This is a genomic window from Thermoflexus sp. (assembly GCF_042408365.1).
Lineage (GTDB): Bacteria > Chloroflexota > Anaerolineae > Thermoflexales > Thermoflexaceae > Thermoflexus.
Map to the genome: position 1 here is coordinate 1 of NZ_JBHOQJ010000040.1, position 16,110 is coordinate 16,110.

Consider the following 16,110-nt stretch of genomic DNA (forward strand, 5'->3'; position numbering starts at 1 on the left):
GCGATCCTTTGGATCGCGCGGGGACCCTGTTGGCCTGTGGAGATCCCTCTGGCGGCGGAACGGACCTCCAGGTCCGTTCGACGAGCTATGGGTCGAGGAAGCAGGAAGGGACCGGTCATCGATGGAGCCCTTCGGGGTGAAATCGATGACGATGCGTCACGGAACGGCTTCGTCAGTGTATAATCAGAATGGACAGGAGCCCTCCGAGCGCGGGGGATTTTTGGAGAATCGGTTTATAGGGACGCTGAGCCCTCTGGCAGCTCAACAGGGCGGCCTGCCCGCCGAGTTTCATCACTTCATCGATAGGGGGAAGGCCATGAGCGGCCGTTACGCGTTCTTCAAGGGGCGCATCGTGCCCATCGAGGAAGCCGTGATCAGCGTGCGCACCCACGCATTCAACTACGGCACTGGGGTCTTCGAAGGGATACGGGCCTACTGGAACGACGAGGAGCAACAGCTCTTCATCTTCCGGCCCCGCGAACACTACGAGCGCCTCCTCGCCTCCGCCCGCATGCTCCTGATGAGCTTCCCCTACACGCCCGATGACCTCACCCAAATCACAGTGGAGCTGCTCCAGAAAGAGGGATACCGGGAGGACGTCTACATCCGCCCCATCGCCTACAAGGCCGACGAGGTCATCGGGGTCCGCCTGCATAACCTCAAGGAGGAGCTGACCATCTGGACCACCCCCTTCGGCCATTACATCGAGCGCGAGGCGGCCCACGTGATGGTCTCCTCCTGGCGGCGGATCAACGACAACGCTATCCCCGCCCGCTCCAAGATCACCGGCGCCTACGTGAACTCCGCCCTCGCCAAGAGCGAGGCCATGCTCAACGGGTTCGACGAGGCCATCGTGCTCACCGAGGACGGCCACGTGGCCGAGGGGAGCGCGGAGAACCTCTTCATCGTCCGGAACGGCGTCCTGGTCACCCCACCGGTGACCGACGAGATCCTTGAGGGGATCACCCGGCGCACCATCATCGAGCTCGCCCACAACGAGCTGGGGGTCTCGACGGTGGAGCGCCATATCGACCGCACCGAGCTGTACTACGCGGACGAGATGTTCCTCTGCGGCACCGGTGTCCAGCTCGTCCCGGTGGTCTCGGTGGATCGGCGGCCGGTGGGCAACGGGGAGATCGGCCCGATCACCCGACGGCTCCACGATCTTTACTTCGATGTGGTTCGAGGGAAGGTGCCCCGATATCGCCATTGGTGTGTCCCGGTCTATGTGCCGGAGCTGGTGCGGGCTTCTGGGTAGAGGCTCGGCCGCTTCCGCGGATGGCTTCCGCAGCCTTCCTGTGCGCCTTCCTACGGTTCATCGATGGTCGGGCGGGCCAGTGGGCCCGCCCGATTTTTTAAAGGATTGGGGGCGATCGCTGCGATGTAGGAGAGCTGTCCGTCCGTTCGACACAGTAAGAGTCACGCAGTTGGTCTCCTCGCAGGAGCTTTGGGAGGTGGAGCCCTTTCGCCTCCTCTCGCGGGCTCCAATTCCCCTTGGGTGGTAGCCCCTCCGGATTGGAGCCCTGCCGGAAGCTGATTAGAATAGAGTTCGCATGCGATCTCGCTCAGGGGATTTTCAAGGGTTAGGGGCGGCGGATGGCGGTCTTCATTGTCTTCCCCAATCCCCTTTAGGTGAGGAGTGAGGCGAAGCCGTATCCTCCCCTCAGGTGGTGTGCGATGGCTTTACGGAACAGCGAACTGGCGTGGCTCATGGAGCGGCGATGGAGGCGGCGGGCCCGCAACCGCCAGGGAACCGGCGCGTGGATCCGCCTGGCCCTGGTGGCTGGGATCTTCATCGCCACCACCTTCGGGGTGCTGACCGCTGCCGGTGTGGCCGGCGCTGCTGCCCTGTATGTGAGCATCGTCCGCAGCCTGGACCCCTCCCGGATCGAGGCGAGCGCCCGGGCCTTCGAGACCACCAAGATCTACGATCGCACCGGCCGCGTCCTCCTCTACGAGGTCATCGATCCCACCTGGGGCGATCGCACGTGGGTGCCCCTGGAACAGATCCCCCTTTCGCTGCGCCAGGCGACCATCGCCATTGAGGACCGCTCGTTCTACGAGAACCCGGGGATCAACCCGCGGGGTCTGTTGCGGGCCCTGTGGGTGAATCTGCGCACCGGCGGCGAGGTCGTCCAGGGCGGCTCCTCCATCACCCAGCAGCTGGTGAAAAACACGCTGATCGACCCCCAGGAGCGCTACCAGCGCTCCTATACGCGCAAGCTGAAGGAGATCCTGCTGGCCCTGGAGCTCTCCCGCCGGTACTCCAAGGATCAGATCCTGGAGTTCTACCTGAACACGAACTTCTACGGGAACCTGGCCTACGGCGTCGAGGCGGCGGCCCAGATCTACTTCGGGAAACACGTGTGGGAGCTCAACTTGGCGGAGGCGGCGATGCTGGCCGCCATCCCCCAGTTCCCCACCCTCAACCCCATCGACGCCCCCGAGGCGGCGAAGCGGCGCCAGGAGGTGGTGCTGGACGCGATGGTCCAGGCCGGGTTCATCACGCCGGAACAGGCCGCCGCGGCGAAGGCCGCGCCGATCCAAATCCGGCGCAAGCCCGCCGAGCGCTTCGACATCAAGGCCCCCCACTTCTCGATCTATGTCCGCCGCTGGCTGGAGGAGCGCTTCGGGCCGGACCTCGTGAACCGCGGCGGGCTGCGCGTCTACACCACGCTGGATTGGGACCTCCAGCAATACGCCGAACAGACGGTCCGCCGCCACGTGGAGAAGCTGAAATCCGAGAACCGCAATGTGACCAACGGTGCCCTCGTGGCCATCCGGCCGAAGACCGGTGAGATCCTGGCGATGGTGGGGAGCGTCGATTACTGGGACGAATCCATCGATGGGCGCTTCAACGTGGCGGTCGACGGCCTACGGCAGCCCGGTTCCTCCTTCAAGCCCTTCACATACGCCACCCTGCTCAGCCAGGGGGTCCCCGCCTCCCACCTGTTCTGGGATGTGCCCAAGACCTTCGACCAGGGTCCAGGGATGCCGCCCTACGCGCCGGAGAACTACGATCGCAAGTTCCACGGCCCTCAGCGGATGCGGCTGGCCCTGGCCCGCAGCTACAACATCCCGGCGGTGGAGGCGCTGCAGCTGGCCGGCATCGCCAACGTGATCCGCTTGGCCCACCGCATGGGGATCACCACCCTCGATAAGGGCTTGGATTACTATGGCCTGGCCCTCACCTTGGGAGGCGGCGAGGTCCGCCTGATCGACATGGTCTACGCTTACAGCGTGTTCGCCAACAACGGCTTCATGGCCGGGGCGCCGGTTCCCGAGGCGCGCCGTCGGCCCGGCTACCGCGAGCTGGATCCGGTCCCCGTGCTCCGGGTGGAGACGCCCGACGGGAAAACCCTCTGGGAATACCGCCAGCCGGAGGTGCAGGCCATCCTGGACCCGCGCGTGGCCTATCTGATCACCAGCATCCTCTCGGACAACGCCGCGCGCTGGGAGGCCTTCGGGCGAGGAAACGTGCTGGAGCTCTCCAGGCCCGCCGCGGTCAAAACCGGGACGACGAACGATTTCACCGACAACTGGACCATCGGCTACACGCCTCAGCTGGCTGTGGGCGTGTGGGTGGGGAACACCGACAACAGCCCGATGCGCAACGTATCGGGGATCGCCGGGGCGGCGCCCATTTGGCACGACGTGATGGAATACGCCCATCAGAATCTGCCTGTGGAACCTTTCCAGCGCCCGCCGGGCCTGATCGAGAAGACCATTTGCGCCATCTCCGGGAAGCTCCCCGGTCCCTATTGCCCAACGGTGCGGGAGCTCTTCATCCCCGGCACGGAGCCCCAGGAGGCCTGTGATCTCCATCAGGCCTTCCTGATCAACCGGGAAACCGGCAAGCTGGCCACCGCCAGCACGCCGCCCGACAAAATCGAGGAGAGGGTCTTCCTGGTGGTCCCGCCGGAGGCCCTCAGCTGGGCCCGGGAGGCCGGCATCCCTCAGCCACCCACGGAATACGACACCCAGTTCGCCCAGCCCGTCGGCGACGTGGCCATCCTGAACCCTGCCCCCTACGCCTACGTCCGGGGGATCGTCCCGATCATCGGCAACGCCCGAGGGGATGTCGCGTTCTATCGGATCGCGGTGGGCGCGGGCCTGAACCCCACCGCTTGGATCCCCATCGGGCCGGATCACGGCAACGCGGTGGACAACGGCTGGTTAGAGAACTGGGACACGACGGGCTTCGCCGATGGCCTCTACACCCTGCAGCTCACCGTGGTCCGCCACGACGGCAGCGTGCATACCGCTGTGGTTCCCGTGACCGTGGATCACACGCCCCCTTCGGTCCGCGTGGTGTATCCACGAGAAGGGGAACGCTACAAGCTCTCCGATGAGTGGATCAGTGTGAACACGGAGGTCTCGGACAATTACGCCATGGATCGAGTGGAGTTCTATGTGGATGGGCAGCCGTTCGCCGTGCGGGACGTGCCGCCGTTCAACGCGAAGTGGTATTTCCGGCAAGTGGAGCGGGATCGGTTGCTGGGGTGCCACGAGTTCTGGGTGAAGGCCTACGACAAAGCCGGCAACGAAGCGGAAAGCAACCACGTCCGCGCCTGTGTGGGGCGCTAAAACCCGGTAACTGCTCAGCCCTCACTCGGGGTGAGGGCATGCGGAAACGGGGATTCCGGCAGCGGACCGGGAATCCCAAAAGCGAACTGCCCAATCCGGTAGTCTCCCTAGTGCGTGGGGATGATCTCTCCCCAGGGAATTTCGATGGGGGGTGGCCACGTAGGGGCACCCCTTGTGGATGCCCCAAGGCAACACGAGGCCTCGGGCAGGCCTTGTGCCTGCCCCTTACATCCTTCCTATGTTGTTTGTTTTAAATAAAAGTTTAAATAAAAGGCGTAACGCTTGCCTGGAACTGGCGCTTCCCGATATACTCATGTTGCTAACATTTCTCCAACTGCGTAAGCTTGAAGATCGCTTTCCATGCCGAGTTGAATACCGAAGGTGCCCGGCTCAGCATGGGACCCCCTCCATAGAAGGCAAAGTACGCAATCGCATTTGTGGAGTTCCATAGAAGGGGGCACGATGGTCACCGAGCTCCCGATCGCCCGAACGAAGCTTCACCCGCCGGTGCGGCGCGGTCCGCTGCTGGATCGTCCCCGCTTGCTGAACTTCCTCCACGAGAACATCGACAAGACCCTCATCCTGATCTCCGCGCCGGCTGGATACGGGAAAACCTCGCTCCTCATCCAGTTCTACCACGACACCGATCTCCCCGTCGCCTGGTATAGCCTGGATGAGACCGACCAGAACACCCATCGCTTCGCAGAGCATCTGGTCGCCGCCCTTCGGGAGCGGTTCCCCGCTTTCGGCCGCACCACCCTCGGCGTCCTGCGGGCCGGGGCCGCCCCCGACGCCGTGGCCACGGCGATGATCAACGACATGCTGGAGAACATCCCAGATTACTTTGTCCTCGTCCTGGACGACTACCACGTGGTCGCCGAGCATCCGGGGATCCATCTCTTGGTCCGTCACTTGTTGGAGCACGCGCCCGAACACCTCCACATCCTCCTATCCAGCCGCGGCCCCCACGGCCTTCCGCTCACCCGCCTGGTGGCCCGCCAGCAGGCGACGGGCCTCGGGGCCCAGCACCTCGCGTTCACCCCTGAGGAGGTTTATACCCTCTTCGCCCGCTACTACGCCTTGGAGCTCTCCGAGGCCGAGGCACGGGCCCTGGCCCGGGAAACTGAGGGCTGGATCACCGCCATCCTCCTGCTGGCCCAGCACATCCGGGAAGCCGGGGCCTGGCCGACCCTCCGGCCCGGCGAGCCGGGCACCCTCTACCGCTATCTGGAGGAAGAGGTCCTCGCCCGCCAGCCGCCGGAGCTCCAGGAGTTCCTGCTGGAGACAGCCATCCTGCCGATCTTCAACGTCGCCGCCTGCAACGCCGTGCGGGAACGCGCCGATTCCGCCTACTGGATCGAGGAGGCCGACCGACGCCAGCTGTTCCTCATCCAGGTGGAGACCACCCGGGAGGGGCCCTGGTATCGCTATCATCATCTGTTCCGGGAGTTCCTGAACCTCCATTTGCGAAAGCAAGACCCGGGCCGCTACCGGGCGCTGCACCGGCGGGCGGGGAGATGGTTCGCCGAGCGCGGCGACGCCGAGGCCGCGGTTCACCATTTCCTGGAGGCAGAGGATAACGAGGCCGCTGCGAAGGCCATGGAGGGCGCCGTTCGGAGTCTCTTTGCGGCCGGCCGCCTGGAGACCCTGGGGCGGTGGTTCCGAGCGCTTCCCCCGGAGCGCCTGAGGGAAGCGCCCCGCCTGTTGCTCTATCAAGCCAAGGTGTTGGCCGATAGCGGCCGCCCGGAGGCAGCCCTGGCCCTTTTAGAGCAAGCCACGGCGGCCTGCGGGCCCGGGGACGAGATTATCTGGGTGGAGATCGAGATCCAACGGGCGTCAACCCTAAACCTAATGGGCCGCCATGCTGATGCGGTGGCCGCTGCCGAAGTGGCCCTCGCCCGTTGCCAGCCGGAGTGGATCCATCCCCGGGCCGCCGCCCACCGGCTGCGGGGCTTCGCCTACCTCGCCCTGGGTCGCCCCCGGGAGGCGGAGCAGGACCTCCGCCAGGCGATGGCCCTGTTCCGGTCTATCGAAGCCCCCTACGATCTTGTCAACACCCTCATTGAGCTGGCTGAGACCCTGCGAGCTCAGGACCGGCTGGTGGAGATGGACCTTTACCTCCAAGAGGCGCTGGCCTTGGCTCGTACATTGGAGAACCCCCGGCCGCTTATTACCCTCCTCAACAACATGGGCTATACGGCTTACACCCGCTGTCAGTTCGAGGCCGCCCGCCGCTACTACGAGGAGGGCCTGGGGCTGGCCCAACAGACCGGTAACCGGCGGGCGGCGGCGTTCCTCCAAGTGGGCCTAGCGGACCTGGCCCGGGATGAAGAGCAACTGGAGGAGGCTCTGGAGGCCTACCAGGCCGCCCTGGAGATCGCCCGGGAGATCCGCAACGCCTTCCTGATGGCCTACGGGCTGGAGGGGATGGGGCGGGCCCTGCGGCTGCAGGGGAAGGCCCGGGAGGCCCTCCCGGTCCTCCAGGAGGCGGCCGAGATCGCCGCCCGCCTCGGGCTGCGGACGCTGGCTGCTGTTGCCGCCCTCTCCCGGGGGATGGCCGAGGTGGAGGCCGGCTGGGTCCTAGACGGCCTCTCCCGGATGGCTCCCGCTCTAGAGCGCCTAGAGGAGGCGGACCTTCCCACTCGGGTGTGGGGCCACTTCCTGATGGCCCGGGCCTATTTCCACGCCCACCGGCACCGGGAGGCGCTGAAGCAGCTCGCGGAGGCCGCCCGTCTCAACGGCCCCGACGCCCTCATCGCCCCCCTTCTCCCCGAGCTGCGGCGGGCGGAGGACCTGTTTCGCCTGGCAAAACGGCGGGGGGTCGAATGGCCGCCGATCTGGGATCCCCTGCGGCGGCTGGGCCGGTCCCACCGGGCCCCGGCCCGGGCTGCCTTGCCCCCTCTGGAGATCCGGGCGTTCGGTCCGGGGGAGGTGTGGATCGAGGGGCAGCTCGTGACGTGGCCAGAGGCCCGGAAGGCCTGGGAGCTGTTCTTCTATCTGCTCACCGTGGACTCAGCCACCCGGGAGGAGATCGGGGCCGCCCTGTGGCCCGACGCCCCACCTGCCCGGCTCACCGGCCAGTTCCACTCGGCCAAGTGGCGCCTGAAGCGGATCCTGGGGCGGGAGGTGCTGGTCTTCCGGGAGGGCCGCTACGCCTTCGACCGGCGCCAACCCCATTGGTACGACGTCGGGATGTTCGAGGAGTATCTCCAGCGGGCCCGCCAGGCTCGGGGGACCTCCGAGGCCTTGGCCCATCTGCGGGCAGCGGTGGAGCTCTACCGTGGAGATTACCTGAGCGGATGGAACGCCGAGTGGGCGGTGGACCTCCGGGAACGGCTGCGGACCCGCTACATCGAGGCCCTCCTTACCCTGGCCGAGGGGACCTTGAAGGCTGGAGAACCCCAGGCCGCCTTAGCCTGGTTCCAGCAGGCCCTTACGGCCGACCCCTATCTGGAGGCCGCTTGCCTCGGGGCCGTCCGGTGCTACCTAGCCATGGACCAGCCGGCAGCCGCCCTCGCCGTCTACCGGCAATACGCCGCCCGCCTGGAGCGGGATCTAGGGTTGCAGCCTTCGGCGGAAGCGCGGGCGCTTTATGAATCTATCATACAGGCTAAGAATCGATCCGTCTCATAATTCTGCTCGTGTCGTGTGCTTTGGTCGTCATCCCAATGCGTGGGGATGATCCTTCCATAGAGAACTTCGGCTGGTGAGGCCGTGAGATGAGGTAGAGGCACCCATAAAGAGGTGCCTCAAGGCAGGCACAAGGCCTGCCCCTACCCAAGACATCGGTATTCTTCACTGTAAAGGCACCCCTTGTGGGTGCCCCAGGGGGGTGGGTTATCCGCATTCGCAAAGCCATCGGATCATCCACATCCTTCGGGAAGACCATCGGCGCTTCAGCGCTCGTCCTTTTTGAACACGCAGGTTACAAGCCTTCGGTTCCGCCTGGCGTGAGCGGACAGAACGAAAAGTTCGCTGATCGCAGAGCGCTTGAGCCGATGTCTCTTCCGCTACGCACGCCAAGCGCCCTGGAATGAATCGAGAGGACCGCTCCGTTCTCCGCTGAGAGGGGAAGGCCTTGGGGTCCAGGCCACTGGCTCCACGCACCCCCGATCGCCTCCGTCCCCGCCCGCCCCCGCGGGCTCCCCCATCCCCGCCCTTCCCTATCGTTAGAAATCCTTAGCCATCCCCGTGAGAGTTCCGTGAGAAGCCCCCGATAAGATAAAGGCAGAATCCTGAAGGAGGAAGCGCCATGAAGACCCGTGGGCTCGCGCTGGTGACCTGGCTGATGACCCATCCCCATGCGATCCGCCTGGCCCTGACCGTCCTCTGGCTGGTGGGCGCGGTCTTCCAGCTGGCGAACCCGCCGATGGGTGGTGATAGCCCCTCGTGATTAAGAGCCAGGGCATTCACTTCCGCTAGAGGAGCGACGAGCATGTCGGCAGCGGCGATCGATGAGCTGGTGGGCTGGGCCCTGATCGATGAGCGGATCCGGGAGGATCTGTTGGGCGCCCGCCGGGCGGAGGTCTTGGCCCGTTACGACCTCACTGAGGAGGAGCGGCAGTGGCTCCTCCAGGTGCGGGCGAAGGATCTCACCGACTTCGCGGCGGCGGCGGCCCGGTGGATCGAGCACCAGTCCGCGCGGGATCACATCCCTTATCCCTATCTATATCTGGCATAGGTGAGCGATGAGACTCCTGATCGTGGAAGAAAACGACGACATGCGCATGCTCTACCGAATCGGCCTGCGGAGGTTCGAGGTCGAGCTCCTGGAAGCCAAGACGATGGCCGAGGCGCTGCAGCAGGTCCGGGAGAAACATCCCGAGGCCGTGCTGATCGGCGACACCCTACCGGATGGCGATCCCTTCGAACTCTGCCGGCAGATCCGGTCGAATCCGGAGACCCGGGACATCGTGGTGGCCATCGCGGTTTACTACATCGACGGCGCGATCCGCCGGTTGAGCCGGGAGGTGGGAGCGGACGCCTGCTGGCTTGCCCCGGTCCCACCCCGGGAGATCCCCAAGCAGATGGAGGAGCTGCGACGAAGGCGGCAGGCCTCCTCATCAGACGGGAACAACGGCTCCCAGGAGCATCCACCGCAAGGCTAAAGGAGCGCTCCGGCCTGGAGGGGCTGGCCCCCGCCTGTCCCTCGAGGCCGGAGCGGCCGCCCGGTAGAGCGTGCTTCGGATCTTGTCATGGTGTGAGCGCAAGAAGCGCTCGCACGGTGTTAACGTTTAAACGATGTCGCGTGTGGGCGTGGGTCGCTGAAGCAGGCCCGCGCCCACACGATTTCTTCATAAGCAACCTCCCTCCCGCCCCCAAAGTCCTCTAAATGGAACTGCGCCCGGCCTTTCCCATTGGAGTGGGAGCAGGCCGGGTGATTGAACCCTTTGAAGAAGGCGTTCCTCGAGCACAACGCGGCGTATGGCTGCCCCATCCGCGCAGCGACGCAATTTGCGCTATAAATAAACCAATCGTCTGGATGGCGCTTTGTCCATTCGCCCTACACCTTGGAAACTCCCCCCGGAGGGAAAGATCCATATGGTGGGGACGCTGATCAACGTCGCGACGGTGGTGGCGGGGAGCAGCGCTGGGCTGGTGGTGGGCCGCCGCTTGCCGGAGCGCATCCGCCAGACCGTGCTGCACGGTTTGGGCTTGATGACCTTGGTCATCGGGATGAGCATGGCCCTCCAGACCGAGAACCCACTCCGGATGCTGGCAGCCCTGCTCCTCGGCGGGGTGATCGGGGAGTGGCTGGGCCTCGAGGAACGCCTGCAGGCTCTGGGTCGCTGGCTGGAGGCCCGTGTCTCGGGAAGCAGCGGGGAGGGCAGCACCTTCGTGAAAGGCTTCGTCACCGCCAGCTTGGTCTTCTGCGTCGGCCCCATGACCATCCTGGGCTCGATCCAGGACGGCCTCACCGGAAACTACACCCTCCTGGCCATCAAGGCCACTTTGGATGGCTTTGCCTCCCTCGCCTTCAGCGCCTCCCTGGGGATTGGGGTGATGTTCGCCGCCCTGACGGTGCTGATCTACCAGGGATCCCTCACCCTGGGGGCCGGCCTGGCCAAGGCGCTCCTCACGGAGGCCATGATCACCGAGATGACCGCGGTCGGCGGCGCGATGATCCTGGGGATCGGGCTGCTGTTGCTGGATCTGAAACGGGTGCGTGTGGCCAGCTTCCTCCCAGGGTTACTCATCGCCCCCCTCCTGGTGGCCCTGACCCCCTTCATCAACGCGCTCCTGATCCGATTGGGGATCCCTCTGACCCCTTGATACCGGTCGTCTCTCCAGCGCCCCTTCCATTTTTGTTTTGCGGATATGGGATGGTAAGGGCTAACTGCCCTAAGGGCCGTGAGGAGGGGGATCAAAACCAAAAATGAAATGTGGATAAAGCTGGCTCCGGATATGCGATGGGAGGAGCGGGCTTCATTGGATGGGGAAAAGTTCTCTAAACTAAGGATGGCACGCTGTCCTATCCAGGAGGGATCCCAATGCTCATCCGGAACGGAACGCTGGTGACGGCGGAAGGGATGCTGCAGGCGGACGTCCGGGTGGAGGGGGAGCGGATCGCGGCCATCGGGGACCTCCTCCCCCGCCCGGACGAGCCGACGGTGGATGCCACCGGATGCATGGTCCTCCCTGGCCTGGTGGATCCTCACGTCCACATCGCTCTGGATACCGGGATCTACCGCACAGATGACGACTGGTTCATCGGCACCCGGGCGGCGGCGTTCGGCGGGGTGACCACCGTGGTCGATTTCGCCACCCAGTTCCGCGGCCAGACCTTCGAGGAGGCCTTGGCGGCTCGCCTGGAGGAGGCCCGCGAGAAGGCCGTCGTGGATTATGCGCTCCATATGATGGTAACGGATCTGCCCCCAGGGAAAGAAGGAGAGTTGGGGAAACTGACCGCCCGAGGGGTGGCCGGCATCAAGCTCTACACCACTTACCGCCCCAACTACTATGCGGACGACGCAACGCTCCTGCGTGTGATGCGGGCGGCCGGCGCGCTGGGGCTGTTAACGATGGTCCATTGCGAGAACGACGCCATCGTGACGGAGGCGATCGAACGCCTGAAAGCGGAGGGCCGAACCAGCTTGCGGGAGCACGGGCGCTCGCGCCCGCCGCTCGCGGAGGTCGAAGCGGTGCATCGGGTGCTCTTCCTGGCCGCCGAGGCCCGCGCCCCCGTCTATATCGTTCACTGCTCCACCACCCGGTCCGTCGACCTGGTTCACGAGGCGGCCCAACGCGGCCAGCTGGCTTTTGCCGAGACCTGCCCCCAATACCTCCTCCTGGATGAGACCGCCTACGAAGGCTCCCATCCGGAGTGGTATATCCTCCAGCCGCCCCTCCGCGCGGCCGCCGAGCGAGCCGGGTTGTGGGAACGGCTGCATCGAGGCTGGATCGCGACTATCGGGACAGACCACTGCGACTACGCGTTAGGCCAGAAGATGGCCACCGGCTCGTTCCTCACCACCCCTGGAGGGTTGCCGGGGATCGAAACCATGCTGCCGCTCCTCTACACCTTCGGCGTCCTCGAGGGCCGCATCGGGTGGCCGGATTTGGTGCGCCTGTGTGCGACGAACCCGGCGAAGCTGTTCGGGCTTTACCCCCGCAAGGGAGCGTTGCAGCCGGGCGCGGACGCCGACTTGGTCCTCTACGATCCGGAGCCGGAGGACACCCTCTCCGCCGACCGCCTGCACACGATAGCAGGCTACACGCCGTATGAAGGGTGGCGGGTTCGGGGTCGGGTGCGCTTGGTGATGGTCCGCGGCCAGGTGGTCATCTCAGAGGGGACGTTCTGCGGGACGCCCGGATGGGGACGCTTCATCCCCGCCACACCCCTCTCTATACACCATATAACGCTTCCCTACGTTCGGGGGAAAAACACTTGAGGGATTGGAGGCCTCGCCGGCGGCCCCCAACCCCTCAAGTTCATGCTCCTCCCTATGGTCTTTTAAGCCGTGGGGAGGAGAGGTCAACCTGTGGGTGGGCCGGGCGCCTTCGACACCCGGCCCACCCACAACCCCTTGTGACGAAGCGCTACTCCCAACGTCGCAGCACCAGCACGCTGTTATGGCCCCCGAAACCAAAGGCGTTGCTGATCGCGATGCGAACCTCTTTGCGCCGGGCGACGTTAGGCACGTAATCCAGGTCGCACTCCGGATCCGGGTTCCGCAGGTTGATCGTGGGGGGAATGATCCCCTCCCGGATGGCCATCACACAGAAGATCGCCTCCAGGGCGCCGGTGGCGCCGATCATGTGGCCGGTCATGGATTTGGTGGCGCTGACAGGGATCTCATACGCCCGCTCCCCGAAGACCGTCTTGATGGCCATGGTCTCCGTCTTGTCGTTGAGCGGGGTCCCGGTCCCATGGGCGTTGATGTAGTCCACCTCCTCGGGGCGGATCCCCGCCTTGCGGAGGGCCTTGGCCATCGCCCGGGCCGCCCCGGCCCCGTTCTCATCGGGGGCGATCGGATGATAGGCATCGGAGGTCGCCCCATAGCCGATGATCTCCGCCAGGGGCTCCGCTCCACGGGCCAGGGCGAACTCCAGGTCCTCCAGCACCAGAACCGCCGCCCCCTCCCCCATCACCGTGCCATCCCGATCCCGATCGAACGGCCGACAGGCGCCCGTCGGGTCATCGTTCCGTCGGGACATCGCCCCGATGCGGTCGAACGCCGCGATGCCGACGTAAGTGATGCTGGCCTCGGCGCCCCCTGCGATGCACACCCGGCAGTCCCCGCTGCGGATCAGCTCATAAGCGATGCCGATGGCGTCCGCCCCTGCTGAGCACGCGGAGACCGTGGCGAAGTTCGGGCCCCGCGCCCCCAGCTCGATCGCGATCTGCGCCGATGCCCCATCCGTGATCACCATGGGGATCACAAAGGGATGGAGCAAGCGGGGGCTCTTGTGGAGCGCTATCTCCACCCCCTCGGCAAACGTTTGGGCACCACCGATCGCTGAGCCGATGATCACCCCGACCTCATCGGCGATCGAATCCGTGATGCGGAGGTTCGCCTGGCGCACCGCTTCTTGCGTGGCCGCCACCGCGAACTGCTCGAAGCGGTCCCGCCGCCGCGCCTCCCGGGCGTCCATATAGTTCAACGGATCGAACCCTTTCACCTCGGCGGCGATTCGGACGTTAAGCGTAGAAGCATCGAACAGCGTGATGGGCCCCACCCCGGAACGCCCGGCGATCGCGTTCGCCCAAGTGGTCGGCACATCCAAGCCGAGCGGGGTGATCGCCCCCATTCCCGTGATCACCACGCGACGTGGTTGCATGAAAGCCTCCTGCAAAGAGAGTCCGATGAGCATCTTTCAGCCGACCCGGGTCACATACTCCCCGGTCCGGGTATCCACCCGGATGAGATCGCCCTCATTGACGAAAAGGGGGACCCGAAGCCGATAGCCGGTCTCCACCACGACCCACTTATCCGCGCCAGAGGCCGTATCCCCCTTCACCCCTGGTTCCGCCTCCACGACCTGCAGGTCTACGGTCACGGGCAGCTCCACGCCCAGGGGCTCGCCATCGTATTCCCGCAGGATCAATGTGATGCCCTCCTTCAGGAAGTTCACCGCCTCCCCCAAACGCTCCGCCGGAACGGGGATCTGCTCGTACGTCCGGGTGTCCATCATGTAGTAAAGATCGCCCTCCCGATACAGGAATTGGACCTCCCGGTTCTCCACCCGGATATCCTGCACCCGATCTCCAGAGAGAAATGTCTTATCGATGATCGCCCCCGTGCGCAGGTTGCGCAACTTGGTTCGGATGAAGGCGTTCCCACGGCCGGGCTTGTGGTGTTGGTATTCCAAGACCTCATAGATCTGGCCATCCAAGATGAAGGTGGTTCCCTTCCGCAGGTCGTTCACATCAATCATCGCTCCATCCTCCCGAGCAAGAAGATCCTAAACCATTCAATCTGAGACTTACGCAGTCCATACTTCGTCGACTTGAATGTTGGGACGATGGCGTGAAGGGGCCGATGGCCCCTCCCCGTGCCGCAAAGCCACACGAGGAGGAGTCCGTGGGGTGCGGGCCGGCCTTCGCCGGCCCGCACCCCACCCACGAAGGGCAAATGACCAGCGTCCGCCGATGGACATCCAATCCGAGGGGCATTATAAAAAAGAGCAGAGGGGCCGTCAAAGTCAGGCGGGGATGAACGATAGAAGCTACGCTATTCATCGCTCACGAGGCATCTGGGCCCAGACCGAGAGCTGCTTCCTCACCAATGCCCCCAAAAGGAGGAGGTGGGTGATGCCGGAGTTCTTTACCGTGCTGCCGCCGGAGACCGCGCTGGAGCGGCTGCGGGCGCATCTCTCCCCCCTGCCCATGGAGACCGTGCCCCTCGCCCAGGCCCTGGGGCGCGTGCTGGCCCGACCGATCTTCGCCCCCGAGCCCCTCCCCGCTTTCCCCCGCAGCACGGTGGACGGCTATGCGGTGCGGGCGGCGGATACGTTTGGGGCCACCGAAAGCCTGCCCGCCTACCTACGCCTGATCGGCGAGATCCCCATGGGGCAGGCACCGGAACGCTCCATCGGCCCCGGCGAGGCCGCCCTGATCCACACCGGCGGGATGCTCCCCCAAGGGGCGGATGCCGTCGTCATGCTGGAGCGGACCCAGCGGCTGGACGCCGAGACCATCGAGGTGTTGCGGCCGGTGGCTCCTGGGGAGAACGTGATCGGGGTGGGGGAGGATATCGCCTCCGGGGCGCTGGCGTTCCCGGCCGCCCACCGCCTGCGTCCCCAGGATCTGGGGGCGTTGGCGGCGCTGGGGGTCGTGGAGGTGCCGGTGGTGCGACAACCCCGCGTCGCCATCCTCGGGAGCGGCGATGAAATCGTCCCCCCGGAACGCAGTCCCCGGCCCGGCCAGGTTCGGGATGTCAACACCTACTCATTGATCGGCCTGATCCGTCAGCACGGCGGGGAGCCGATCCCTTGGGGGATCGCGCCGGACCGCCTGGAGGCCTTGGAGCGGATGGCCCGTGAGGCCTTTGAGGCGGCGGATATCCTGGTCTTCACCGCCGGCAGCTCCGTGAGCGCCCGGGATCTCACCGCCACGGCCATCGAGCGCCTGGGCCCGCCCGGGATCCTGGCCCACGGCCTGGCGATCCGCCCCGGGAAACCCACCTTGGTCGCCTTCTGCCGGGGGAAGCCGGTCCTGGGGCTGCCTGGCAACCCAGTCTCCGCCTTCGTGGTCGCCCGGATGCTCCTCGTCCCCCTCCTCTACATCCTTCAAGGCCTGGAGCCTCCCGCCCCCACCCTTCAACCCGCCCGCCTGACCCATAACATCCCCTCCGCCCCCGGGCGCATCGATTGGGTGCCGGTGCGTCTAATGAACCAGGAGGGGACATGGTGGGCGGAGCCGCTGTTCGGCAAAAGCAACATGATCTTCACCCTGGCCCGCTCGGACGGCCTGGTGATGGTCCCTTTGGATCTCAACGGCCTTCAGGCAGGAGATGTGGTGGAGGTCTGGCGATGGGAGTCCCCATCGTTTTGAGGGGTGGGCCGCTATGGGCGGCCCAC

At 65.4% G+C, this 16,110-nt stretch carries 11 protein-coding genes; 9 read left to right on the forward strand and 2 right to left on the reverse strand.

The annotated features are described in order from the left end of the window. The first annotated feature begins 316 nt into the window (after positions 1–316). The 8 genes from ACFMO5_RS01735 (at position 317) to hydA (ending at position 12,479) form a co-directional block, all read left to right on the forward strand. Complete coding sequence (locus ACFMO5_RS01735) at positions 317–1,258, forward strand: branched-chain amino acid transaminase (protein WP_376791048.1); 942 nt, start codon at positions 317–319, stop codon at positions 1,256–1,258. A gap of 419 nt (positions 1,259–1,677) precedes the next feature. After that, entirely contained in the window at positions 1,678–4,587 is a 2,910-nt protein-coding gene (locus ACFMO5_RS01740; protein WP_376791049.1) for a penicillin-binding protein, read from the forward strand. Between the two features lie 462 nt (positions 4,588–5,049). Further along, positions 5,050–8,220, forward strand: coding sequence for a tetratricopeptide repeat protein (locus ACFMO5_RS01745; RefSeq protein WP_376791050.1), 3,171 nt, complete (start codon positions 5,050–5,052; stop codon positions 8,218–8,220). A gap of 619 nt (positions 8,221–8,839) precedes the next feature. Continuing rightward, entirely contained in the window at positions 8,840–8,980 is a 141-nt protein-coding gene (locus tag ACFMO5_RS01750) for a hypothetical protein (RefSeq protein ID WP_376791051.1), read from the forward strand. 42 nt (positions 8,981–9,022) lie between these two features. Then, positions 9,023–9,268: a hypothetical protein gene (locus ACFMO5_RS01755; protein WP_376791052.1), complete on the forward strand. Its 246-nt coding sequence runs from the start codon at positions 9,023–9,025 to the stop codon at positions 9,266–9,268. Between the two features lie 7 nt (positions 9,269–9,275). Further along, on the forward strand, positions 9,276–9,695 hold the full coding sequence (locus ACFMO5_RS01760) for a two-component system response regulator (protein ID WP_376791053.1): 420 nt from the start codon (positions 9,276–9,278) through the stop codon (positions 9,693–9,695). A 433-nt stretch (positions 9,696–10,128) separates the two neighbouring features. After that, positions 10,129–10,860: a DUF554 domain-containing protein gene (locus ACFMO5_RS01765; RefSeq protein ID WP_376791054.1), complete on the forward strand. Its 732-nt coding sequence runs from the start codon at positions 10,129–10,131 to the stop codon at positions 10,858–10,860. Between the two features lie 218 nt (positions 10,861–11,078). Continuing rightward, positions 11,079–12,479 carry a dihydropyrimidinase gene (hydA, locus tag ACFMO5_RS01770; protein ID WP_376791055.1) on the forward strand — a complete coding sequence of 467 codons (1,401 nt, stop codon included), beginning with the start codon at positions 11,079–11,081 and terminating at the stop codon, positions 12,477–12,479. A 148-nt stretch (positions 12,480–12,627) separates the two neighbouring features. Here hydA and fabF read toward each other — a convergent pair whose 3' ends face one another. Together fabF and efp are read right to left on the reverse strand one after the other, a co-directional pair. After that, complete coding sequence (fabF, locus tag ACFMO5_RS01775) at positions 12,628–13,869, reverse strand: beta-ketoacyl-ACP synthase II (protein ID WP_376791056.1); 1,242 nt, start codon at positions 13,867–13,869, stop codon at positions 12,628–12,630. 36 nt (positions 13,870–13,905) lie between these two features. Then, the gene (gene efp, locus ACFMO5_RS01780) at positions 13,906–14,466 is read right to left on the reverse strand and encodes an elongation factor P (RefSeq protein WP_376791057.1); all 561 of its coding nucleotides are present in this window, start codon (positions 14,464–14,466) and stop codon (positions 13,906–13,908) included. A gap of 376 nt (positions 14,467–14,842) precedes the next feature. On the opposite strand from efp, the gene glp reads away from it, so the two are divergent. Beyond that, positions 14,843–16,084 carry a gephyrin-like molybdotransferase Glp gene (gene glp / locus ACFMO5_RS01785; RefSeq protein WP_376791058.1) on the forward strand — a complete coding sequence of 414 codons (1,242 nt, stop codon included), beginning with the start codon at positions 14,843–14,845 and terminating at the stop codon, positions 16,082–16,084. The last annotated feature ends 26 nt before the right edge of the window (positions 16,085–16,110 follow it).

What these genes read in the sequence shown, in the direction of transcription:
- glp (WP_376791058.1), top strand. Translation starts at nt 14,843, where the DNA reads ATGCCGGAGTTCTTTACCGTGCTGCCGCCGGAGACCGCGCTGGAGCGG.
- efp (WP_376791057.1), bottom strand. Translation starts at nt 14,466, where the DNA reads ATGATTGATGTGAACGACCTGCGGAAGGGAACCACCTTCATCTTGGAT.
- ACFMO5_RS01735 (WP_376791048.1), top strand. Translation starts at nt 317, where the DNA reads ATGAGCGGCCGTTACGCGTTCTTCAAGGGGCGCATCGTGCCCATCGAG.
- hydA (WP_376791055.1), top strand. Translation starts at nt 11,079, where the DNA reads ATGCTCATCCGGAACGGAACGCTGGTGACGGCGGAAGGGATGCTGCAG.
- ACFMO5_RS01750 (WP_376791051.1), top strand. Translation starts at nt 8,840, where the DNA reads ATGAAGACCCGTGGGCTCGCGCTGGTGACCTGGCTGATGACCCATCCC.
- ACFMO5_RS01740 (WP_376791049.1), top strand. Translation starts at nt 1,678, where the DNA reads ATGGCTTTACGGAACAGCGAACTGGCGTGGCTCATGGAGCGGCGATGG.
- ACFMO5_RS01745 (WP_376791050.1), top strand. Translation starts at nt 5,050, where the DNA reads ATGGTCACCGAGCTCCCGATCGCCCGAACGAAGCTTCACCCGCCGGTG.
- fabF (WP_376791056.1), bottom strand. Translation starts at nt 13,869, where the DNA reads ATGCAACCACGTCGCGTGGTGATCACGGGAATGGGGGCGATCACCCCG.
- ACFMO5_RS01765 (WP_376791054.1), top strand. Translation starts at nt 10,129, where the DNA reads ATGGTGGGGACGCTGATCAACGTCGCGACGGTGGTGGCGGGGAGCAGC.
- ACFMO5_RS01755 (WP_376791052.1), top strand. Translation starts at nt 9,023, where the DNA reads ATGTCGGCAGCGGCGATCGATGAGCTGGTGGGCTGGGCCCTGATCGAT.
- ACFMO5_RS01760 (WP_376791053.1), top strand. Translation starts at nt 9,276, where the DNA reads ATGAGACTCCTGATCGTGGAAGAAAACGACGACATGCGCATGCTCTAC.